Genomic DNA, 15,368 nt, shown 5'->3' with positions numbered 1-15,368 from the left:
GCTATCGCCCCATCCTCTGCTTTACGTCGTCCATGTTCACGATGAGCTCGTCCATCGAGGCACCGATCTGGAGCACCGGCGTCACGAACTCGTCGATCCCTATCGGGCACTCGATGAGGACGGGTCCTGCCTCGGAGAAGGAAGCCTCGAAGGCACGGGAGAAGTCCTCAAGGGTCTCCGTGCGCGTTGCCTTGGCACCCATGCCGCGGGCAATGGCGCAGAAGTCTGTTCCCTTGTGGGAAAGCGTCGTCTCGGAGTAGCGCTGGTGCCTGAAGAGCGACTGCATCTGTCGCACCATGCCCAAGGTCCCGTTGTTCAGGAGCACGACCGTGACCGGAATGTCATGGTCGGCGGCTGTGATGGTCTCCGCCATGTCCATCGCAAAGGAGCCATCGCCCGTGATGAGAACCGAGCGGCACCCGGTGCCGAGAGCGGCGCCGATTGCGGCGCCGAAGCCGAAGCCCATGGTCCCCAGGCCTCCTGAGGTGATGAGCTCCCGGGGATGCACGAACGTGAGGTACTGCGCGGCCCACATCTGATGCTGCCCCACGTCGGTCACGACGGCAGACTCGTGCGGACGGATCCTGTCGATAGCAATCATGAGGTTCTTCGGGGTCATGCCGTCACGGTAGTCGTCGTAGCCCTTCTCCTCTGCCCTGAGCTCGCGCACATGGCGCCCCCACGCCTCGTGCGTGTTGGGCTCGATGAGCGGCAGGAGCGCACGCAAGGTCTCCTCCACATCCCCCAGAAGCTCGACCTTGTCGTCCAGGGTCTTCGAGAGCTCCGAGGAGTCGATATCGATGCGCACGACCTTGCCGGAGGGACCGAACTTCGTGCGGTCCCCCGTCGCGCGGTCGTTGAAGCGCACGCCGAGGGCGATCAGGCAGTCAGACGCATTGAGGGCCTTCGTGCTTGCAAAGTGGCCATGCATGCCCTGCATGCCGAGGAAATTGGGAGTCCTCGTCGGGATGCCGGAGACACCCATGAGCGAGCAGCCGATGGGAGCAGAGATCCTCTTGGCAAGCTCTACGACCTCATCCCCCGCTCCATCTGCGACGACGCCTCCGCCAAAGTAGATGAAGGGGCGCTCGGCGCTGTTGATGGCACGAGCTGCTGCCTCGAGGTCAGCCGCATCGGGCACCATCTGCTGCGGCCTGAGCTTCACCTCGTCGTGCTCCAGAGGCTCTACGAGCTGGCGCTGGACATCGGAAGGGATGTCCACAAGGACAGGACCCTTCCTCCCGGAGTTTGCGAGCGCGAAGGCCTCGTGCACGATGTGCTCGAGCCTGTCTGCCGAGCGCACGAAGTAGTTGTGCTTCGTTATGGGCAGCGTGACGCCTGTGATATCGAGCTCCTGGAAGGCGTCCGTGCCGATCATCTGGTTGCTCACGTTGCCGGTGATTGCGACAAGCGGGATGGAGTCGAGGTAGGCCGTGGCGATGCCGGTCACGAGATTCGTGGCGCCCGGACCTGACGTGGCGATAACGACACCGCAGCGTCCTGTCGCCCTGGCATAGCCATCGGCAGCATGCGTGGCATGCTGCTCGTGCGTCGTCTCGATGTGGCGGATGCGGTCGCGCCTGTCGTAGAGTGCATCATATATATCAAGCACAGTGCCGCCGGGATAGCCGAATACGGTATTCACGCCCTCCTCGATGAGCGTCTCGATGAGGAGCTCCGCTCCCGTCATCTTCTCCACGTTCTCGCCCTCCTTCCCGCTTGTCTTGCTGATATGAACTACTTGCCTTCGTTGGCGCGTGCCGTCTGGATCATGCGGTTGATCGCATTGACATAGGCCTTTGCCGAGGACACGACGATATCGTTGTCGGCGCCACGGCCCGTGTAGATCTTGCCGGACTCGGACTGGATGCGGACCGTGACCTCGCCGATAGCATCGATGCCGCGCGTGACGGCCTTGACGACGAACTCCTGGAGGTCGCCGTGCATCGAGACGACCATGTCGATTGCCTTGTAGGCGGCATCGACCGGGCCTGTGCCCGTGGCGCAGACGACGTGCTTCTCCCCTGCTTCGTCCATGATCGTGGCCGTGGCGGTAGGCACCAGCGGGTCGCCGCAGCTCACCTGCAGTGCATCGAGCGTGTAGACAGCCTTGATGTCGCGGTCGCGCTCCTGGACCATGGACTCGAGGTCCTCGTCGTAGACTTCCTTCTTCTGGTCTGCGATCTCGAGGAAGCGCTGGTAGATGTCATCGAACTCCTCAGGCGCAAATGTGTAGCCGAGCTCGGCGAGACGATGCTTCAGCGCTGCGTGCCCGCTCCTCGCAGAGAGGATGATCTCCGATCCTGCGGCACCCACATCCTCGGGGTTGATGATCTCGTAGGTATCGCGGGCCTTGAGCACGCCGTCCTGGTGGATGCCGGAGGAGTGCGCAAAGGCATTGGCGCCGACGATGGCCTTGTTTGCCTGGACATTCATGCCTGTGATGCGGGACACCAGATGACTTGCACGCGTGAGCTCCTGCGTCACGATGTCCGTGTGGCCATCGAGCTCGTCGCCGTGCATCTTGAGCGCCATGACAACCTCTTCGAGGGCGGTGTTGCCGGCACGCTCGCCGAGGCCATTGATCGTGCACTCGACCTGCGTGGCGCCGTTCTTGACGCCAGCGAGCGCCAGCGCTGTTGCCATGCCCAGGTCGTTGTGCGTGTGCACGGAGATCGTGACGTTCTCGATGCCGCGGACATTGTCGGAGAGGCTCTTGATGCGGGCACCGAAGTCATCCGGCATGTTGTAGCCCGTCGTATCCGGAATGTTCACGACCGTGGCGCCGGCATCGACTGCTGCCTGGATGACACGGATCAGGAAGTCCTGGTCGGCACGGCCAGCATCCTCTGCATAGAACTCGACGTCGTCCACATACTGCTTTGCATACTTGACGCAGTGGATGGCACGCTCGATGCACTCGTCCTCCGTGATGCGGAGCTTCTCTGCGAGGTGCTGCGGCGAGACGCCGAGGCCGGTGTGGATGCGGGGGCGCTTGGCGGTCTTCAGGGCCTCTGCGGCACGGTCGATATCCTTGTTGACAGCGCGCGTGAGGCCGCATACGACGCAGTCATCGCCTGCGAGGCGGCCGATCTCCTGTACGGACTTGAAGTCGCCCGGACTCGAAATCGGGAAGCCGGCCTCGATGACATCGACATGCATGCGGATGAGCTCCTGGGCAATCACAAGCTTCTCTTCCGTGTTCATGGATGCGCCGGGGGACTGCTCGCCGTCGCGGAGGGTGGTGTCGAAGATTGCAATCTTGCGGGTCATAGGATGGCTCCTCTCGTGTGCGGATGCACATTGATACACAAAACGCCTGGCCCAGGAAACCTGGCAGGCGTCGCAGAGAGTTCTATGTAAGGGTGGTGTGTGCGAGCGCCGATGCCTAGCTTTCTAGGAAGACAGGATCTAACGCGCTGGCTGTATATGTCTATACGCCTAGCGCGCGCTCGCTAGTAGGAGTACCGCAATGGAGCTGATGGCTACGCTCTGCGCAGCTTCAGAACCAATGTATGTCTTAATCTGAGACACTCTGGATACTCCCTTGGACTTGGCACCTCCCGGTGCGTTGGTAGCAGGATGACACACTCGAAACAGCTTGGACAGGCTCTGAATCTGTTACGTAGCGAAACGGAAACAAAGCACCCAAGCAAGCTTTCAGCTACCTCTCTGACCGCTTCTTCTAAATATAGATGCAGCCGCCATCATGCCTGAAAGCTAGCCCTGCCCTGTGCGCTTCCTGAATCCGGGAGCGGTCGTGGAAGATGCGGGGCGCCACAGCGCCTTCACATTCGTCGAATGCCTTCGTTGTGGCCTTCCCCGCCTGCTTGCATACGGACCATATCTGTCTGGGTGGCATAGCGCAGGGACATCACTGCATGCAGGCACGCCTGATTTTCCAGAGCCTATCGATGGATACGCCAGCCGCTCTGGAGGCTGTCGCTCAGGCTGCTAGTTCATGCGCTTACGGCGGGCTTGCTTCAGCCAGTTGCGCTTGAAGGCACCCACGCCGCCAAAGAACTTGCTGTACGTCTCACACTCCTCGTGGACAGCATATTTAACGGCAGCAAGCTCAATGGTGCACAGGTAGTCAGCTACCTGCTCCAGCCGATAGACGCTCATGGCAGTCTTTCGACGCACGACGACATTGCGGGACAAAATGCCTCCCGCTGCTCCGTACAGAGCACGCTCCACGATGCTCTGTCCACCGTCGTAGCAGACCTTCATATCGTCGAAGGTCTGAAAGAAATCCAGGCTGTCCGACATGAAAGTTTCGATGTCGCGCTCCATGCGCCTCGAGAGGCCCTCTGGATTCGGGTACTCGCTGCGACGATAGAAAAAAGGTAGCGTAGCTAATCGGCAGGCGCTGGACCAGCACGTTGAAAGACCACAGTAGTTGTTTCCTTTGCGATGGCTCCAGGCCCTCATAGGTGCCATGACCATTCAGCAGCGGCTCTGAGCGGAAGGGAATGTTGGGAAGACCTGCCCTAGAAAGCGCCTGCTCGTAGCGCATGACCTGCTCGCGAATATCATTCGCCTGGTCATGGAAGACAGGCGTCAGCAGGCAGTGCGAGATACTCCTCCCATATCCCCGCTTTCGTCCGCAAAGATGCTCTGCCCTCTTGCCATGAAACAGCCCCTGGAGACAGAAGAAGCCGGGGATAGGCCCCGGCACTTGGAGGCAGCGGAAACCAACCACCAAAATACCTATGCCACAGAAGAACGCTCCTGCATACCTCCATCGGTCTCGATTCTCATGGCTTGGATCTCACCATGAATTGGAACCATACCGAATTCACCATGCTGAACTCTCCTGCCGGTTTCTTCGATGTCCGAGCATAACGCATAATCAGGGATGCCCATGATACAGATGCAGCTTGGCTACGATATAAAGACTACCCTTGTTCAACGATGGAACCCCCACCCATGCATCCCTGCAAAGGCCATTGCTCATAGCGTGCTGAAACTGGCTTCCCGACCAATCGTATGCAGCCCTCTCATTGCAAAGAAATGGTCCATGGGGAACCATCGGAGCCTTCGTGTACCTGCTCCAGGAGAACGACAAAGCATTGTCCCTGCACACCCGCACAGTTTGCCGTTCCAGACCGTGCCGGCTTCATTCCCCGCGCGGTGCGGAACGGCCGCGTCCTGAAGCTGTCTCGCACTCTTTCTGGCATCACAGCCCCTTCATCCATGCACTCGAGGTCTGTTCTGCCTCCGTTCCATGCACCAGAGGCATACGCACACGTCAGCGGCCTGTGCGGTGCCGCCAGATTTCTGGCAGAAATGCGACGCTATCGAACGCTTTGTGTGCTTTTGCGTCTGCCGAAAAAATCCTTTGGCCAACCGTGCGAAAATGCTTTCCCGGGCGCAGTTTTGCTACCTGCGCCGGAGTCGCTTTTCTACATGTTGTCGACAGGTCTTCGACACTCTTTCAACAATATCTTGTATATTTCAGCGCTGCAGACCACCATGAGTTGTGGCATAGTACATCATGCAGCGCAAGAGGCTGTGGTAGCCACAGCTGATATGCACCAACGCAGACGCCTCTCGCATTGCACCCAGAAGACAGCTACGCGAAAGGCCGGCGGGCAAGGCGCTGGCGACAACCATCAAGGAGAGCGGAAATGAAGATTATCAAGCGCAACGGATCTGAAGTTTCCTTCGATATCTCGAAGATCGAGAACGCGATCAGGGGCGCGAACCGCGAGGCAGCCGAAGACGAGCGTCTGACCGACCGCCAGATCGTCTACGCCGCCGAGAATGTGCGCGACCGCTGCGAGGCAGCAGGACACACGGTCTCGGTCGAGGAGATCCAGGACATGGTCGAGGATGAGATCATGGCACTGGACCGTTACGAGGTAGCCCGCAAGTACATCATCTACCGCTATGTCCAGTCTCTGAAGCGCCAGAAGAACACGACAGACGACAAGATCCTGTCCCTCATCGAGTGCAACAACGAGGAAGTCAAGCAGGAGAACTCGAACAAGAACCCGACCGTCGTCTCCGTCCAGCGCGACTACATGGCCGGCGAGGTCTCGAAGGACCTGGCCTGCCGCATGCTGCTTCCGCCCGATGTCGTGCGTGCCCACCAGGAAGGCATCATCCACTTCCATGACGCGGACTACTATGCGCAGCACATGCACAACTGCGACCTCGTGAACCTCGACGATATGCTCCAGAACGGTACCGTCATCTCCGGCACCCTCATCGAGAAGCCGCATTCGTTCTCGACGGCCTGCAACATCGCGACGCAGATCATCGCCCAGGTGGCCTCCTGCCAGTACGGCGGCCAGTCCATCTCCCTCTACCATCTCTCAAAGTTCGTCGATGTCTCGAGGAAGAAGATCCGCCGCCAGGTCGCAGCAGAGCTCGATGCGATCGATGCGCACCCTTCTGAGGACAAGATCCACGAGATGGTCGAGAAGCGTCTGCGCGACGAGATCGCCCGCGGCATCCAGACCATCCAGTACCAGGTCGTGACGCTGATGACGACAAACGGCCAGGCGCCGTTCATCACGGTGTTCATGTACCTCAACGAGGCACAGAGCGAGCAGGAGAAGCACGACCTCGCCATGTGCATCGAGGAGATGCTGCGCCAGCGCTACCAGGGCGTGAAGAACGAGAAGGGCGTCTGGATCACGCCGGCCTTCCCGAAGCTCATCTATGTGCTCGAAGAGGACAACATCCATCCGGACGATCCCTATTTCTACCTCACGAAGCTTGCTGCCAAGTGCACGGCCAAGCGCATGGTGCCTGACTACATCTCCGAGAAGAAGATGCGCGAGTACAAGCTCTCCAAGGGCGAGACCGAGGGCCACGGCGACGTGTACACCTGCATGGGCTGCCGCTCCTTCCTGACGCCTGACCGCTCCGGCAACGGCTACGACAATGTCGCAAAGGCAAAGAACTACGAGCCGGGCAAGCCGAAGTACTACGGCCGCTTCAACCAGGGCGTCGTGACGATCAACCTGCCCGATGTCGCCCTTTCCTCCAATGGCAACATGGACGAGTTCTGGAAGATTTTCGACGAGCGCCTCGAGCTCTGCCACAAGGCCCTGCGCTGCCGCCACGATCGCCTGCTCGGCACGACGTCCGACGCAGCCCCGATCCTCTGGCAGTACGGAGCTCTTGCACGCCTCGACAAGGGCGAGAAGATCGACAAGCTCCTCTACGGCGGCTACTCCACGATCAGCCTCGGCTATGCCGGCCTCTATGAGTGCACGAAGTTCATGACCGGCCACAGCCACACCGACAAGGAGGCTACGCCCTTCGCGCTTTCCGTCATGCAGCACATGAACGACAAGTGCGCCGAGTGGAAAGCAGCCGAGAACATCGACTACTCCCTCTACGGCACGCCGCTCGAGTCCACGACCTACAAGTTCGCGAAGTGCCTCCAGCGCCGCTTCGGCATCATCCCGGGCATCACGGACAAGAACTACATCACGAACTCCTACCACGTCCATGTGACCGAGAAGATCGACGCCTTCACGAAGCTCAAGTTCGAGAGCGAGTTCCAGCGCCTCTCCCCCGGTGGCGCCATCTCCTACGTCGAGGTCCCGAACATGCAGGACAACCTCGAGGCAGTTGTGCGTGTCATGCAGTTCATCTATGAGAACATCATGTACGCAGAGCTCAACACGAAGTCCGACTACTGCCAGGTCTGCGGCTACGACGGCGAGATCAAGATCGTCGAGGACGACGGCAAGCTCGTCTGGGAGTGCCCGAACTGCGGCAACCGCGACCAGAACAAGCTCAATGTCGCCAGGCGCACCTGCGGCTACATCGGCACCCAGTTCTGGAACCAGGGCCGCACGCAGGAGATCAAGGACCGCGTCCTGCACCTGTAAGAGCCGTCTGCATACTGCAAGCGGGGATGGGCCGGAAGGCCTGTCCCCGCTCTTCTTGTGCTCTGCCATCTGTACGCGTTCCTGTCGGCAGAGCCTGCTAAGGTTGAGACCATAAGAAAGTCCAGAGGAGAGGCTGTCGGATGAACTACTCCGAGATCAAATACTGCGACATCGCGAACGGTGCCGGTGTCAGGACGACGCTTTTCGTCTCAGGATGCAGGAGGCACTGCCCGTTCTGCTTCAATGAGGTTGCCTGGAAGTTCACAGCCGGAAAGCCTTTCACGAAAGACGTCGAGGATGCCATCATCGAGAGCATGGAGCCCTTCTATGTGGATGGCCTCTCGGTCTTGGGCGGCGAGCCGATGGAGCCCGAGAACCAGCGCGGCCTTGTGGACTTCCTCGAGCGTGTGAAGAAGACCTATCCGGAAAAGCCGATCTGGCTCTACTCCGGCTTCACCTATGAGGAGCTTGCAGGCACAGAGCCCGTGCATGCTCCCTATACGGAGTCTCCCCGCACCGAGGTCACAGACCGAATTCTCCAGACCCTCTCCGTCCTGGTAGATGGCCCTTTTGTCCAGGACTTGAAGGACATCTCGCTCCGCTTCCGCGGCTCCTCGAACCAGCGCCTCCTCGATATGCCGAAGACGCTTGAGTCGGGCACGCCGACCATCTGGCACGACGACCCCATCTTCGAGACCCATACGATGTAGGGCACAGAGCAGCACGCACACCAAGAGGGCGCCCGCAGGCGCCCTCTTCTTCTATCTCGAAACAGTCCTGCCCTGGAGCTTGGGGTTCGCGCCATAGATCTCATGAAGGCCCCGGAGCGTGAGCGTCGCATCGGCCGTGACCTTGTGGCGCATATGTGCGGCAAGCTCTTCTGCCTGGCTTCCCGTGACAGCGACCGGAGCCGCGCTTCCCAGCTCTTCGAAGACAAGATCGATGAGGCCGTCGACCTTCGCAAGCTCTCCCAGGACGAGGCCTGAGCGCATCGCATCTGCGGTCGTCGTGCCGATGGCATGTGCCGGTACCGAGAGCTCGATCTCAGGCAGGCGTGCAGCTGACTCGCGCAGGGCCTTTGCCCCAAGCGAAAGCCCCGGCGCTATGATGCCACCCAAGAAGGCGCCATCTTTTCCGACCGCCTCGATGTTCAGAGTCGTGCCGAAGTCCACGGCGACAGATGGCGCTCCGTAGCGCGTGCGCACAGCGACGGCATCTGCCAGGCGATCGGGACCAATCTCTGCCGGATCTTTGTAGGCAAGGCGCATGCCGCTTCTGATGCCCGGCCCCACGACGAGGGGACGCAGACCCGAAGAAGCGCCCAGACCTTCGCGCCAGGCTTCTGCAAGGCAGGGAACGACACAGGAAAGAACCGTGCCGAAGCTGTGAGGCACCTCGATGCCTGCATCCTCTGCCATGAGCTTCAAGGCTTCCCGCGCGCTGAGCCTGACTTCATCTGCCGTGAGATGGGCTGCCGTCGTGAGCGTGAAGGACGAGAGCGGCTCCGCATCTGCTGTTACACCCGCTGCAAACAGGCCGAAGGAGGTCTCTGTATTGCCGACGTCGACTGTCAGGACAGCGAGGGGATCTTGTACCTGCATGGGACCTCTCCTTATTGAGACCATTTTCAGAATGCACCCGGATATCCGGGGTCCTGCCTGTATACTGTAGCCGTTCTGTCAGCGTAACCCGACTCTCCGCTGAGGGAGAGCGGATATACCTCAAGGAGCATCAATTGAAGAACGCTACGCATTCTGCCTCATGGCAGGGGCAGCTCACCCTCAGGGGTGCCCTTATCGGCTGCATCGGCTGTGTCATCATCACGGCCTCGTCCGTCTACACGGCGCTGAAGCTCGGAGCCCTTCCCTGGCCCATCGTCTTCGCGGCCGTCATCTCCCTCTTCTTCCTGAAGCTTCTGGGCCATACGACCTTGAATGAAGCGAATGTCACGCACACGATCATGAGCGCTGGCGCTATGGTCGCAGGCGGCCTTGCCTTCACGATCCCCGGTGCCTGGATGCTGGGGCTGGGAGACCAGATCGGCTGGACCGAGATCTTCCTCGTCGCCCTTGCCGGCACCATCCTGGGCCTCATCTCCACTGCGCTCATCCATCGCCACTTCATCGTCGATGCCGCGCTCGAATTCCCGACCGGCACGGCTGCCGCAGAGACGCTGCGCGCGACCGAGGCAGGAGGTGCCACGGGACGCGAGCTCTTCTGCTCGATGGGTGTGGCCGGCCTCTGGAGCGTCCTGCGCGACGGCGTGGGCGCCCTGCCCACGATGCTCGCCGCACTCCCCATTCCCGGCATCACCTTCGGCATCTACAACTCGCCGATGATGCTCTCCGTCGGCTTCCTCGTCGGCTGGGTGCCGGTCCTCTTCTGGTTTGCAGGAGCCCTCTTCTCGAACTTCGGCCTCATCGTCGGCGGCTCTGCAGCAGGACTCTGGGATATCGCCACGGCCCGGGGCATCGTCTCCTCCCTCGGCATGGGCCTCATGATGGGCTCTGGCACAGCGACCGTCGCGAAGGACATCCTGCCCGAAGCGAAGACGATCGTCTCAGGACTCAGGCATGAAGCCACCGAGGAGAAGGACTCCCCCTATTCCCTTGCGACAGGGTCTCTCCGCCTCGATGCGGGCATCTTCGGCATCGCCGCGGCCGCCGTGGCACTCCTTGTCTGCTTTGCCCTCGGCTTGGGCCCTCTTCCCGCCATCGTCGTCGTGCTCTTTGCCTTCGTCGCAACGATCATGAGTGCACAGTCATGCGGCCAGACCGGCATCGACCCGATGGAGATCTTCGGCCTCATGGCCCTTCTCGCCGTCGCTGCCCTCTCCGGCGTGGCCCAGGTGAAGCTCTTCTTCGTGGCCGGCATCGTCGCTGTCGCCTGCGGCCTTGCAGGAGACGTCATGAATGACTTCAAGGCTGGCGCCATCCTCGGCACCGATCCGAGGGCCCAATGGCTGGGGCAGGCTCTGGGCGGCATCATCGGTGCCATCGTCGCTGCAGCCGTGATGGTCGCGCTCGTCTCTGCCTATGGGCCTGATGCCTTCGGCCCTGGCAAGGAGTTCGTCTCTGCCCAGGCATCGGTCGTTGCGACCATGGTGTCAGGAATCCCGAGCCTGCCTGCCTTCTGGGTGGGGCTCATTTCCGGTATCGCGCTCTACTGGGCAGGCCTTCCTGCCATGCTCATAGGGCTTGGCGTGTATCTTCCCTTCTACATGAGCTTCACAGCCTTCCTCGGCGCTCTCGCAAAGCAGGTCTACGATCGTATCCAGCGTGCCCGCAGGACGGGCATGCCTGAAGCAGAAGCTCAGGAGGCCCAGAAGGAGGCAGACGAGGCAGGACTTGTCGTTGCCTCGGGCGTCCTTGGTGGCGAGTCCATCGTCGGTGTCATCATCGCCTTCATCGCCGTTGCCGCAGGCCTTGCCGGCTAGGGCAATCGGCACACGCACCATGCAGGAAGCCCCGAAGCGCATATGCTCCGGGGCTTCATTCTGTATGGCTTGCTTCCAATGGCCTAAGCCTTCCTGCTGAACGGGTCCTCCCCTTTCGCGAAGAGCTCGATCATCCAGTTTGTCATGCTCGAGGTGTCCTCATGCGTCTTCGGAAGATCTTTCCTCTCGACCCACTCGGCGAGGCTGAGCTCCCCTTCGTCGACCGTGAGCTCGTCCGAGCCGTCGAGCCTGGCGAAGAAGCCGACAAGCAGGGTATCCGAGAAGGACCAGGGCTGGTCCGTGACATAGGTGAGGTCCTTGACGGAAAGGCCGACCTCCTCTGCGATCTCGCGCCGGCAGCACTCCTCGAGCGTCTCTCCAACCTCAGTATAGCCGGCGACAAGCGCATAGTGCGTGATGCGTCTTCCGGCATACTTCGTGAGGAGGAGCCTCTCGCCGTCCACGATTGCGACGATCACGCCGATGTTAATGCGGGGATAGACGATGTTTCCGCAGGACGGACAGACAAGCTCGCGGGAACGCGGTGCATGGACAAGAGGGGCGGCGCACGCACCGCAGTAGCGGTTGTGCTGCCGCCAGTCCCAGAGCTGGTAGCCCGTGATGGCAGCGAATGCCAGCCAGCGTGGCTCATAGAACCGGCAGCCTGAGACGGAGAGGTAGCGGAAGGATCCCTTGACCTCGACGAGCACATCGGTCGCAAGGAAGAATCGCTTGTCGTCGATCGAGAAGAGATAGACACAGGAAGGCTTCCGTGCGTAGTCCGCAAGCTTCGGCAGCACGAGCTCTCCATCACGTTCCTGCGCAAGCATACCCTTGCCGTGCACCCGCATGCTGTCTGCCCCTGTCCAGGACGCATTGGCAGCATAGTGGAGGACATAGTCTCCTGGTTCGGGATCGAGCGCCTTGAAGGCATTGTCGAAGACGTACGGAGCGATTTCCTGAATCATGGATGCTTCTTTTCTGTGCCTCAGGCAAGCGCCGGCACGAGCGATATCAGGGGATAGAGGACAAGCGGCAGGAAGGCTGCCGGCAGGAGATTGGCTGTCTTGATATGGCAGATGTCCATCATATCGAAGGCAATGGCAAGAAGGAGGAGCGATCCTGTGACAAGCATCTGGGAGATGGTCGCATCCGAGAGATACGGCGCCACCGCTCCTGCAAGGATCGTGAGCACAGCCTCATAGGCAAAGACGCAGAGGCCTGAGGCCACGGTGCCCGAGCCGAGCGTCGCCGCCATGAGCATGCAGACGACGCAGTCAATCAAGGACTTCGCGAAGAGCGTCGATGCATCGCCTTCAAGGCCCGCCTCGAGCGATCCCACAATTGCCATCGACCCCACGCAGATGAAGAGCGTCGAGGAGACGAAGCCTCGGGCAAAGCCGGGGCTTGCTGCCTTCTGCTCGGCAGGTGCCGCCGGGCCGAGCTTTTGCTCCACCCAGGAGCCGAAGCGCGAGATCAGAGCGTCGAGGTCGAGCGCATGGCCAAGAGCGCCGCCCAAGGCAACCGAGAGCGTGATCGTCACGACCGATGCGTCTCTCATCATCCCTTCCACGGCGACCAGGATCACGCAGAGCCCCATGCCCTTCATCAGGAAGGTGCCGAGGTCCTCGGAGATCCGGCTCCGGAATGTGAGGCCGACAAATGCCCCGCCTGATGCCGCAAGGCCATTCACGAGCGCACCGAAGAGATTCACTGGTTCGCGCCATTCCCTCCGAGCTTGCCGGGAATGAGGCCGAGGCGCACGCAGGCATTCCAGATGCCATCGTGGTCCACATCGTCTGTCACGTAGTCGGCAAACTCCTTCACCTCGGGGTTGCCATTGCCCATAGCGATGGAGGTGCCGACGACGCCGAACATCTCGAGGTCGTTGCCGCCGTCTCCGAAGCAGATGGCATGCTCGGGAGGTATTTCGTAGTGTCTGAGCATGCGGGCCACCGCCCTGGCCTTGCCGCCGCCGAGCGGGAATGCATCGACGAAGTTCGGGCTCCAGCGCGTGAGCTTCAGATGCTTCGTGTTCTTGGTCACGATGTCGGTCTTGCCGGGTCCCAGGAAGATGTTGAGCTGGATGATATCGTGGTCGAGCGCCTGGTCGATATCCTCTGTCGGCATATCGATATTGGCTGCCTCGAAGGCACGCTCGAGGAGCTCATCGCGTCCGCTCACATAGCACTTCGTCGCCTCCATGAAGGCGCAGTTGTAGAGGCCCTGGTGCACCTGGTCGACGACGACCCTGATATCGTCGGGGTCGATCGGCTGCTGGAAGATCACGCCGTAGCGGTTCAGGACGAACTGGCCATTGAAGAGGATGAAGGCCTCCATGTCCTCGATATCGATCATATCGACCTGATAGGGAGGGCGTCCTGTCGCAAGGAAGCACTTGACACCTGCCCGCTTGAGCTCGTGCAGCGCCTGCTTCGTCGATTCCGGTATCTGGTGCGTCGCAAACGACAGGAGCGTTCCGTCTGCATCGAAGAATGCTGCCTCTACCGGCTCTGTCCTCGTCCAGCTTGGCATGGTCTCCCCTTGTCTCTCGTGGTCTCCCAGAAATCCTACGACTGCCTTGTGAGCACAGCGCCGTGACCACCGAGAATCTGCCAAACCCCCGGACCAAGAAGGCGGATCAGATACTTGCGCTCGGCACGGGCAAGATCGGGGACCGCATCCACACGGGTGAGCAGGAACGGTGCCAGGCGGTTGAACTCGGACTGGGGACGCGTCTCTCCGTGGATGTTGATGAGGATGTCGCCCGAGACGCAGAGATGCTGCGTCCGGTCGATGAGGACGGTCTCGCCCTTCACATGCCCGCCCTTCCCCTCATAGACCTCGAAGGAGAAGGGGGCGAAGTCGAGCGTCACAGGGTCTCCGTCTGCATCGACGCAGCGGGCAATAGGCTCATCTGCCCCTTCGGGACGCTTGCCGAGGCTCTCGAAGAGCTCCGCCGCGGGCGGCTCATAGCGGCTGAAGAGGTTTGCAAGCCTCGAATAGGCAAGGCCGCGCGGGTCGCGCTCGCGCCAGTCGGGACGTCCCTCGCGCTGCCGTGCATAGTTCTCGATCACATGCTCCGAGGCAAGGGCATGGGCAAAAAGATTGATGGCACCCGAATGGTCCGCATCTCCGTGGCTCAGAAGGACGGTGCCCTCGCCCGGCTTCCAGCCCGGGCAGAGCGCCTCGATCTCGCGCGCCAGCTCGTCTCTGTAGACCGCAAAGCCAGTATCGACGAAGAGCAGGCCTTCGTCGCCGAAGAGGATCCAGGTATCAGAGCCGCAGGGCGGCTCAATCAGGGCGCACTGGGCTCCGCCTGGCGCCGTAAAGCGCGTCGTGCGCACCGCCTCGGCGTACCCGTCTCCCCGGTAGCGCTCGATCCTTTCTGCGAACTGGCGCATGTAGTCGAACGGCTTGAACGGGTCTGCACTCGTCGTCTCGAGGACCTGGATGAGCCTGTTTGCGTTCACCATGACCCGTTTTGCCTGCGCCTCCGTGAAGCCGCAGATCTTCGAGATGTCCTTCGCGAATGGCTCGTAGAAGAGCGTGTTGTCGATCAGGTAGCCTTCGCGCCCGAACGGCAGCTGCCGGCAGGGGCAGATCCTCTGTACCTCGTCGAGGAAGACCTGGAGACGTGCCGGATCCTCCACATAGAGGCCGGCGCGCACGATCTCTGCACCCGGCAGCTCAGGCTCAGATACAAGGGCATCCAAGGCGGCACCCACGTGGTAGTCCTTCGCACGGGCATTGAGATAGGTGAGCGAGAAGCCGTAGCGCTCGCAGAGCTCGAGGAAGGGTGTCAGCGCCCCCTCTGCATCGGGCAGCTCGAACTCGAGGAGTACGACCCTACCCCAGAGCCGCTGGCCGGCAAGCACCCTGCGCTCCCTGAGCTCGGCTTCTGCTGCATCGAGGGCCTCTTCCTCCCCCTCCGCCTCGATGAAGAGGGTATGGACATCGATGACCTTGTTGTAGCTCACACGCTTGATATCGAGACCATGGGCCGCGAAGAGCCGCTCCTGCGCCAGGAAGGACCCAGGCCTGTCGTTGAGCGCGAGCACGAATGAACGATGCATGCT

Annotated in this window: 11 protein-coding genes; 3 read left to right on the top strand and 8 right to left on the bottom strand. The window is 61.0% G+C overall.

The genetic code is table 11. The features are described from left to right. Position 1: 1 nt before the first annotated feature. From ilvB to VXJ24_RS02365, 3 genes are all read right to left on the bottom strand, one after another. The gene (gene ilvB / locus VXJ24_RS02375; RefSeq protein ID WP_330971417.1) at positions 2-1,690 is read right to left on the bottom strand and encodes a biosynthetic-type acetolactate synthase large subunit; all 1,689 of its coding nucleotides are present in this window, start codon (positions 1,688-1,690) and stop codon (positions 2-4) included. Between the two features lie 47 nt (positions 1,691-1,737). Next, positions 1,738-3,273 carry a 2-isopropylmalate synthase gene (locus VXJ24_RS02370; protein ID WP_330971314.1) on the bottom strand — a complete coding sequence of 512 codons (1,536 nt, stop codon included), beginning with the start codon at positions 3,271-3,273 and terminating at the stop codon, positions 1,738-1,740. A gap of 681 nt (positions 3,274-3,954) precedes the next feature. Beyond that, on the bottom strand, positions 3,955-4,293 hold the full coding sequence (locus VXJ24_RS02365; protein WP_330971313.1) for a hypothetical protein: 339 nt from the start codon (positions 4,291-4,293) through the stop codon (positions 3,955-3,957). Between the two features lie 1,337 nt (positions 4,294-5,630). Here VXJ24_RS02365 and nrdD point away from each other — a divergent pair. After that, the gene (gene nrdD / locus VXJ24_RS02360; RefSeq protein WP_330971312.1) at positions 5,631-7,853 is read left to right on the top strand and encodes an anaerobic ribonucleoside-triphosphate reductase; all 2,223 of its coding nucleotides are present in this window, start codon (positions 5,631-5,633) and stop codon (positions 7,851-7,853) included. Positions 7,854-7,993: 140 nt separating this feature from the next. Continuing rightward, entirely contained in the window at positions 7,994-8,563 is a 570-nt protein-coding gene (nrdG, locus tag VXJ24_RS02355) for an anaerobic ribonucleoside-triphosphate reductase activating protein (RefSeq protein ID WP_330971311.1), read from the top strand. A 51-nt stretch (positions 8,564-8,614) separates the two neighbouring features. Here the strand turns inward: nrdG and VXJ24_RS02350 are convergent, their stop codons facing one another. Further along, a complete protein-coding gene (locus tag VXJ24_RS02350) occupies positions 8,615-9,454 on the bottom strand; it encodes a type III pantothenate kinase (RefSeq protein ID WP_330971310.1) in 840 nt (279 codons plus the stop codon). Between the two features lie 134 nt (positions 9,455-9,588). Here VXJ24_RS02350 and VXJ24_RS02345 point away from each other — a divergent pair, with 134 nt between their 5' ends. Beyond that, positions 9,589-11,289 carry an OPT/YSL family transporter gene (locus VXJ24_RS02345; RefSeq protein WP_330971309.1) on the top strand — a complete coding sequence of 567 codons (1,701 nt, stop codon included), beginning with the start codon at positions 9,589-9,591 and terminating at the stop codon, positions 11,287-11,289. 83 nt (positions 11,290-11,372) lie between these two features. Here VXJ24_RS02345 and nudC read toward each other — a convergent pair whose 3' ends face one another. From nudC to VXJ24_RS02325, 4 genes are read right to left on the bottom strand one after another with little or no spacing between them, the layout of a single operon-like run. After that, a complete protein-coding gene (gene nudC / locus VXJ24_RS02340) occupies positions 11,373-12,257 on the bottom strand; it encodes an NAD(+) diphosphatase (RefSeq protein ID WP_330971308.1) in 885 nt (294 codons plus the stop codon). Positions 12,258-12,277: 20 nt separating this feature from the next. Continuing rightward, positions 12,278-13,003 (bottom strand): DUF554 domain-containing protein, encoded by a 726-nt coding sequence (locus VXJ24_RS02335; RefSeq protein ID WP_330971307.1) that lies wholly within the window; start codon positions 13,001-13,003, stop codon positions 12,278-12,280. Continuing rightward, positions 13,000-13,824 (bottom strand): Cof-type HAD-IIB family hydrolase, encoded by an 825-nt coding sequence (locus VXJ24_RS02330; protein ID WP_330971306.1) that lies wholly within the window; start codon positions 13,822-13,824, stop codon positions 13,000-13,002. The genes VXJ24_RS02335 and VXJ24_RS02330 overlap by 4 nt, the downstream gene beginning before the upstream one ends. Before the next feature lie 35 nt (positions 13,825-13,859). Continuing rightward, positions 13,860-15,365, bottom strand: a complete 1,506-nt coding sequence (locus tag VXJ24_RS02325) for an MBL fold metallo-hydrolase (RefSeq protein WP_330971305.1) — start codon at positions 15,363-15,365, stop codon at positions 13,860-13,862. Between the last annotated feature and the right edge of the window lie 3 nt (positions 15,366-15,368).

It is taken from the genome of Olsenella kribbiana, from assembly GCF_036408795.1.
In the GTDB taxonomy this organism is placed as follows: domain Bacteria; phylum Actinomycetota; class Coriobacteriia; order Coriobacteriales; family Atopobiaceae; genus Olsenella_L; species Olsenella_L kribbiana.
The sequence above is the reverse complement of the archived record's forward strand: the minus strand, read 5'-3'. Positions and strand labels throughout refer to the sequence as shown.

Bases quoted from the DNA above. Each gene is read 5' to 3' on its own strand.
- nrdD (WP_330971312.1), top strand. From the start codon at position 5,631: ATGAAGATTATCAAGCGCAACGGATCTGAAGTTTCCTTCGATATCTCG.
- VXJ24_RS02370 (WP_330971314.1), bottom strand. From the start codon at position 3,273: ATGACCCGCAAGATTGCAATCTTCGACACCACCCTCCGCGACGGCGAG.
- nudC (WP_330971308.1), bottom strand. From the start codon at position 12,257: ATGATTCAGGAAATCGCTCCGTACGTCTTCGACAATGCCTTCAAGGCG.
- nrdG (WP_330971311.1), top strand. From the start codon at position 7,994: ATGAACTACTCCGAGATCAAATACTGCGACATCGCGAACGGTGCCGGT.
- VXJ24_RS02350 (WP_330971310.1), bottom strand. From the start codon at position 9,454: ATGCAGGTACAAGATCCCCTCGCTGTCCTGACAGTCGACGTCGGCAAT.
- ilvB (WP_330971417.1), bottom strand. From the start codon at position 1,690: ATGACGGGAGCGGAGCTCCTCATCGAGACGCTCATCGAGGAGGGCGTG.
- VXJ24_RS02325 (WP_330971305.1), bottom strand. From the start codon at position 15,365: ATGCATCGTTCATTCGTGCTCGCGCTCAACGACAGGCCTGGGTCCTTC.
- VXJ24_RS02365 (WP_330971313.1), bottom strand. From the start codon at position 4,293: ATGGAGCGCGACATCGAAACTTTCATGTCGGACAGCCTGGATTTCTTT.
- VXJ24_RS02330 (WP_330971306.1), bottom strand. From the start codon at position 13,824: ATGCCAAGCTGGACGAGGACAGAGCCGGTAGAGGCAGCATTCTTCGAT.